The 5,007-nt window shown below is 39.9% G+C and carries 5 protein-coding genes and 1 pseudogene; all 6 read right to left on the bottom strand.

Annotation, left to right across the window (positions count from 1 at the left end; translation table 11 throughout):
• Window positions 1-480: pseudogene (locus ACEW8O_RS11655) on the bottom strand (hypothetical protein); the annotation flags it as partial.
• 44 nt (window positions 481-524) lie between these two features.
• Window positions 525-956 (bottom strand): hypothetical protein, encoded by a 432-nt coding sequence (locus tag ACEW8O_RS11650; RefSeq protein ID WP_373494803.1) that lies wholly within the window; start codon window positions 954-956, stop codon window positions 525-527.
• 12 nt (window positions 957-968) lie between these two features.
• Complete coding sequence (locus tag ACEW8O_RS11645; protein ID WP_373494802.1) at window positions 969-1,790, bottom strand: hypothetical protein; 822 nt, start codon at window positions 1,788-1,790, stop codon at window positions 969-971.
• 196 nt (window positions 1,791-1,986) lie between these two features.
• Entirely contained in the window at window positions 1,987-2,541 is a 555-nt protein-coding gene (locus ACEW8O_RS11640; RefSeq protein WP_373494801.1) for a hypothetical protein, read from the bottom strand.
• 307 nt (window positions 2,542-2,848) lie between these two features.
• Window positions 2,849-3,481, bottom strand: a complete 633-nt coding sequence (locus ACEW8O_RS11635) for a response regulator (protein ID WP_373494800.1) — start codon at window positions 3,479-3,481, stop codon at window positions 2,849-2,851.
• A 9-nt stretch (window positions 3,482-3,490) separates the two neighbouring features.
• A partial coding sequence (locus ACEW8O_RS11630) for a triple tyrosine motif-containing protein (protein ID WP_373494799.1) occupies window positions 3,491-5,007 on the bottom strand: 1,517 nt, incomplete at its 5' end.

The raw sequence follows: 5,007 nt of genomic DNA, 5'->3' as shown, positions 1-5,007 counted from the left end.
CTTTTTCAAACCAGAGCTTTGGGTTTTTACTTTGTTCATTTCAGTACCTATGGACTTCAGGTTTCCATCAGTTACTTTGATTGCATTTCCATTTTTCTTGACATCTTTACTAATAGCATCAAGTGCCTTTTTTAGGTCTTGTTTAGTGGCTAAGTTTGGTGGTAACTTAACTTTAGCAGTTCCCGCAGGGGTTTTAATGGATCCTACCGCATTATTTGTTCTCTTTATTCCCCTGCCATACCCTCTCCCGGCAGCTACTCTCGGCCGGGTATATCTCCTCCTCCTTCTTCTCCTTCTTCTTTCAGAAAGGTTTTGGCTTTCATCATCATAGTCACTTTCAAAGAAAAAACCTTCATCATCATATTCCTCATCATCATAATCCTCAAAATCTAATGATTCGTCATCATCATTGTCTTCAAAATAGTCCTCAAGAAAAGTCTCGTTTTCTGGGTCATCGAAATAAACATTGTCACTTGCCATGTTATTAATATTTAGTTTTAGAAATTTTTATTTAAATATTTCATCTATCCTTCAGATTGTTTGACAACAACCTGATTAATCCATTGAGTATTTTTAATTATTGGAAGAACAAATTTAATAAATGCTGCTTTATTCACTGGATATGCACCAGGCCCACCATTATCGTCACATATTTCACAATCCTTTAAAATTCCCCAGCAATTTGGACATGCACCAACTGCCGAAGCTAAATCATCATTGATGCGATCAATAAATTTATAATCCTCTTGAAGTTCATCCATTTCTTGTATCAATGATTTGTTTTTCCCAATTTCTATCCTGAGGGCAAGGGTTAACTTTTTGTTAAGCATTTTCAATTTCTCAAAACTGTCATTGCCTTTTTCAGTTTGGTTCTGTTGCTGCATTAATTCTAAAATTTGCCCCATTTTAGGATTTTGAGCAATCAGTTTTTCTTTTAAAACTTCGTTTATATCCATGGAATTTATTTTTTACTCGATTAACTCAGCTTGAATAAGCCATTGTGTAAATTCATCAAAATTATTGTCCTCTGCTTCTAGGTTTGATCCATAATAATTTTCTGAGAGTAAATTCATGAGGACACTTGCTCTTTCCTCAGATGAAGATGGATCACAAACATATTCACCATATCTATCATTTAAGTAATTGGATGACATTCCATCTTCAAGACTACCACCAGCTTCGACAGCAGCTTGGTCAGCCAATTGACTCAGCGCATTCATGAAAGCTTCAAACGGAATTACTTTATATCCTCCTTCCGTTGGTAGACTCACATTATTTGCCCCCTGTACACCTAAAACCTGCCCCAAAATAGCTTGAATTAGTTGTGGGTTATTTAACAGTGTCATCAATTGATTTGCTGCCGGTTGTGAGGTAATTGTTGGCGGGGGAGATTGTCTAGTTGATCGTGGATTTAAAGACCTTGCTGATGGATTTCTTCTCCTAACTTGAGGTTGTCGACTCACGGCCCCACCAGCAAGATTCCCCAATTGTCCACCTAAGGAAGCCCCTAGGGCGGTTCCAATTCCGGGAGCTATCGCTGTTCCGACTGCACCACCAATTATCTGACCGGCGACCGGAGCAACTGAAGGCAAAGCATTTTGAATTGTATTTCCAACAGACCTCCAGAAGGATTCGATTTCTAGGGGAGTCATTTCGGACAATCTATTGTTGATAATTTGTTCAATTTCTAAATCCGAAGCAGAGGCAAAATTCTCACCCATCACTTCTCTTATTGTATTAAATGAGCGATTTAGATTTTTTCTTTCCAGGTATTTTGTATTTCTAATCATTTAACCAATGATTTAATTGACAGAGAGTTTAAAAGAATATCTTTGATTTATATCAAAACTACCAAAAATTGTTACCTCTCGGTATAGCTAAATCTAGCTATAAATGAGGGAATTAAATTTAGAATAACTCATTTCAAAATTTAATTCCAAGCAAAACGAATGGGAATGTTTTACTATAATTAATATTCCTACAAAATTAACTTTTACTTTTGTCTGGCTTTGAGAGTGACTTCGAGAAAAAATAAACCCAAAGCCATACCGATAAAGATGCAATGATAGATAGTGAAATACTAACCATTTGTTCAATGCAAGAAAGCTTGAAAGTGGCCACGAATGTCCACGCTCCGATAACAGCCGCATAAACAAAAGCAGAAGCAACGGGTACGGTAATGAAATTTGACTTTTTATCTCCCTTAACTAAACTGCCGAAATGTCCTATATTTGTTGGTAACGTTTTGAGTAGTATTTTTTCTATTTCGAGTCCGGCTTTGATATACCCATCGCATTTTAATATCCCTTTCATCTCATAAATTAGCAGTCCAAGGGTCGTGATTACGCCCAAAAAACCGATTGGAGACAAATAAGACGGAGTTTCAACTTTACCGAGAATCTCAAAAATAGCTACTCCTGAAACTAGGGGTAAAATTCCCAATAATTTTGCCCTGAAGTCATCTACGCTGTGATAACTGGTGCAGAGCTGGTCATATATGGTTTTCAGTGCCTCATTGTTTTCATAAGGTGTATCTGCCATGTTTGTATTTATTTTTGTAATGCTAAAACCGCCATTTTCTGATCAGGAATTATAGGAAAGCTTTAAATCGGATCACACAATTCTTAATACTATCAAACCTACTAATAATGATTGCCATTTGGTATAGCTAAATAGGGCTATAAAGAAATCGGGTTTGAGATAATCTCCCTTAGAGAAAATACAATTGCAAATGAAGTCCTCTTTTCAATTAACAAGTTCCTTCCAACCCTCAAAACCTTCGAGGTCAAAAAAAGACCTCAAAGGTTGACACTCCTTTGCGCCTCAGCGACTTTGCGGGAAACCCTTTTCACAACAACTTCTTCTGATAAGCCAATGCCACCGCCTCCCCAAGTGAATGCACATGCAACTTTTCATATATCTTTTTGACATGGTTGTTCACGGTGAAGTAGCTGATGCCGAGTTCGTCGGCGATCATTTTGTAGCTAAGGCCTTCTGCGAGTTTTTTGAGGACTTCGGATTCTTTGGGGGTCAATTGGTAGTCTTCCTTTTTCTCTTTAGGGATTTCTCCAAAATACCGCATCACCTTCAAAGCAATGGAAGGACTCATGCTAGCCCCTCCTTTATTGACTTCATCAATGCTTTGGGTGATTTGGGCGACGGAGGCAGATTTAAGAATATATCCCTCTGCCCCTGCCTGTAGTGCAGCAAAAACCTTTTCGTCATCATCAAAGGAAGTCTGCACAATGATCTTGATATAAGGTGCATATTGCTTGGCTATTTTGATGCCTTCGATCCCATTGACCACGGGCATTTCCAGGTCCATCAGGATGATGTCAGGACGGCTTTGGTCTATGTCTTTTTTGATAGTGGCACAGTTTTCAAAAGAACCTACCCATTCCAATTCGGGTACCAAACCGATCAAAGCCTGCAAACTTTCCCTGCGGGCCGAATTATCGTCATATATGGCTACCCGGATCATAGTTTAAAGTTAATTTGATTCGGGTCCATCCACAATACTAAATGTAGCCATAGGGATAGCACAGGTCAGCGTGGTTCCACTTCCGTTTTGGCTTGCAATGCTCAATTTTCCGTTCATCTGTTGACAGCGATTTTGCATATTTCCCAATCCGTTGCCGTTTTGGACCATCATAACATCCAATCCTTTCCCATTATCATTGATTTTGAGGATCAACTGACCTTCTTTTTCATATAGCATCAGCCTGACCCGGGAGGCATAACTGTGTTTGGCAATATTATTCATGGCCTCCTTGGCTACCAATAACAGGTTTCTCCTGAGTTCAGGTTGGACGATTTTTTCATCCACATCTGCAGCAATCACATCGACAAACAGGATTTCTCTGGGGGCCAGCAATTCATTGGCGCAATTCCTTATCCTTGATTGAAAGAAATAGTTCTCATTTTTTGGATCCTTCATACTCCAAACGATATCACTCATGCGGCCCATCAGTTCTTTGGATTGGTCTCTTATCTTTTCTACCATTTCCTTTCCCTTTTCAGGTTGGGAATCCCAGACTTTTCCAGCAAGATCCCCATATATATGAAGGCTGCTGAGCGTGGCACCTACATCATCATGAAGGTCAGCAATAATCCTTTCCCGCTCTTTAGTTACCGACAGGGCCTGATCGGCTTTCAGTTGCATGATGCGGTTTTCTTGTTGAAGCCGGAACGTCCGTCTTGCAAGCATCATTCTATAAATAAGATAAATGAGAAAAAGCCCTATAAAAATAAAAGCCAATCTGAACCACCAACTCGCATACCAAACCTGATGGATCACAAAATCATAGCTTCCAATCTCAGGTTGGTTGGCAATCTTGACCTGAAAAGTGTAGGAACCGGGAGGTAGGTTGGGGTAATGGACTACATTGGAGAAATTCAGATCTTTCCATTCTTCTTCGGAGCCAACCAAACGGTACTCATAGGATAAGGCGGATGCCATCCATATTGGATTGGCGGAAACATAAAAAGCAAAATGGTTCTGGTCATGATCAAATTCAAATTGCGACTTCAGATTGATCAACCGATCATTATTATGTACATGGGCAATCTTCGGTTTTGGTTTTTCAAGTACTTCCTCCACCTCATTTGGATCAAAAATGTCAATCCCTCCCATTCCTCCCATCATTATCCTACCGTCAGGCAGCAACATGGCGGAGTTCCGGTTGTATTCGGTATTGACCAAGCCGTCAGCTTTGGTGAAGTTGGTGAAGGATTTGCTCAAGGTATCAAACTTGGAAAGTCCGTTGCCTGTACCGATCCAAAGAAGTCCGTTTTTGTCAAAGGCCATACAATAAATCCTGTTGTCAACAAGTCCATCTTGGGTATGGTAGGTTTTGAATTTCCCCGTCTTTTTATTGAAAAACGACAATCCGTTTCCAGTGCCCAACCAAAGATTACCATCCGCTACGGGAATTACCGCATGCACCCTGTTTGCCGGTATGCTTTCAGATCTGCCCGGCTCGGAAAGCCATTGCTGCGTCTGACCAC

This window comes from Aquiflexum sp., from assembly GCF_041749095.1.
Lineage (GTDB): Bacteria > Bacteroidota > Bacteroidia > Cytophagales > Cyclobacteriaceae > Aquiflexum.
Note: the sequence above shows the minus strand (reverse complement) of the source record. Positions and strands in the feature narration are given on the sequence as shown.